At 68.6% G+C, this 2,031-nt stretch carries 1 protein-coding gene; it reads right to left on the bottom strand.

Going from position 1 to position 2,031, the window contains the following annotated elements; genetic code table 11:
• Positions 1-120: 120 nt before the first annotated feature.
• On the bottom strand, positions 121-2,031 hold a 1,911-nt coding region (locus AC2VLV_RS07735; protein ID WP_486989426.1), incomplete at its 5' end, for a DNA topoisomerase III.

The following is a 2,031-nucleotide window of genomic DNA, read 5'->3' on the forward strand; positions in this document are numbered from 1 at the left end:
CGGGCAGACGGGGCGCGCACACCGTTGCAGAAGGAGACGCGCGCTTTGGAGTCCCGCGCGGTGCGGGACGTTTGCCTCGCCGCCAGTGAAGTGGCCGGCGCGGCAGGGGAAAAGCGAGGATCAGGACGCCTTGGAGGCAGCGCGCCGCTTGCGCGGTGCGCTGCGCCGGCCCGTCGGGGACTCGATCGGCAGCGTGCCCTTGCAGTCCGGGTAGCGCGAGCAGGACCAGAACGCGCCGCTCTTGCCCGTGCGCTGCTGCATCGGTGTGCCGCACTGCGGGCAGGCCGGCGCCGGCGGCAGCTTGAGCGAGAGCGTTGCGCCGCGGTACTGCTGCACGAGCTGGCCGACCCACACGGACTGCTTCTCGATGAAGGTGTCCAGCGCCATCTGGCCGGCCTCGATCATGTCGAGTGCCTGCTCCCACACCGCCGTGGTGCCGGGGTCGGCGATGGCCGAGGGCACCGCGTCGATGAGCGTGAATGCCGCGTCGGAAGCGCGGACGGCGCGGCCTTTCTTGACCAGGTAGCCGCGACCGATCAGACCGTTGATGATGTTGGCGCGTGTCGCCTCGGTGCCGATGCCGGTGGTATCTCGCAGCTTCTGTTTCAGCCGCGGGTCGGTCACGAACTTGGCGACGGTCTTCATGGCCTTGATCAGCTCGCCCTGCGTGTAGGGCTTGGGCGGCAGCGTCTTCAGCGCCTTGAGATCCACCTTGCCGACCGGGCAGGACAAGCCCGCATGCAGGGCGGGCAGCACCTGGCTGCGCTGCGCATCCTCGCCATCGGCATCGTCCGGCCCCGGCGTCGCCAGCACCTCGCGCCAGCCGGTGACGGCGATCTGCTTGCCCACGGCCGCCAGCGACTGACCGCCGCACGAGAACTGCGCCATCGTGCGGTCGAACTCATGGTGTGGGAGGAACTGCGCGAGGTAATGGGCGCGGATCAGCCGGTAGACGGCCAGCTCCTTCTCGCTCATGGCCGACAGGTTGGCGGGTTCCAGCGTCGGGATGATGCCGTGGTGAGCCGACACCTTGCCGTCGTTCCATGCACGCGAGCGCAGTTGGCGATCCAGGCGCTCGATCAGCGGCCGCAGGCTGGGGTCGGTCTTGACCAGGCTGTCGAGTACGGTCGGCACCTCAGCCAGCATGCTCTCGGGCAGGTAGCCCGAATCCGAGCGCGGATACGTTGTCGCCTTGTGCGTCTCGTACAGCGCCTGGGCAATGTCCAGCGTCTCCTGCACGTCGAGGCCCAACTGCTTGGAGCACACCTCCTGCAGCGTGCCCAGGTCGAACGGCAGCGGCGGCCCTTCGCGAACGCGCTCGGTTTCTACCGACAGCACCTGGGCGGAGCCGGCCGTGCGCAGGCGCTCGGCGGCCTGCTGCGCCACCGGCTGTTGCAGGCAGCGGCCCGCATCGTCGGTGCTGCCTTGCGGCGGCGTCCAGCTTGCGACGAAGGGCTGGCCTGCATGCGATAGCGCAACCTCGATGGCCCAGAACGGTACGCAGACGAAGCGCGCGATCTCGCGATCGCGGTCCACGACCAACTTCAGCGTCGGCGTCTGCACGCGCCCCACCGACAGCACGCCGCTATAGCCGGCCTGGCGCCCCAGCAGTGTGAACAAGCGGCTCAGGTTCATCCCGATCAGCCAGTCGGCGCGCGATCGGGCGAGTGCGGAGAAATACAGCGGCAGCGTCTCGGCGGACGGCTTGAGCGCACCCAGCGCCTTGCGGATCGACGCATCGTTGAGCGCCGACAGCCACAGGCGCTGAATCGGCCCGCGGTAGCCGCATAGGTCGATGATCTCGCGGGCGATCATCTCGCCCTCGCGGTCGGCGTCGGTCGCAATCACCAGCTCGCCCGCCTTGGCGACGAGCTGCTGCACGACTTTGAATTGCGCTGCGGTCGCCGCCTTGGGCTCGACACGCCAACGCTCAGGAAGAATGGGCAGTTGCTCGATGGCCCAGCGCTTGTATTGCTCGCCGTAGCCTTCGGGCGGAACCGCCTCCACCAGATGACCGATGCACCAGGTCAC

It is taken from the genome of Thiomonas sp. TH-17, from assembly GCF_057473305.1.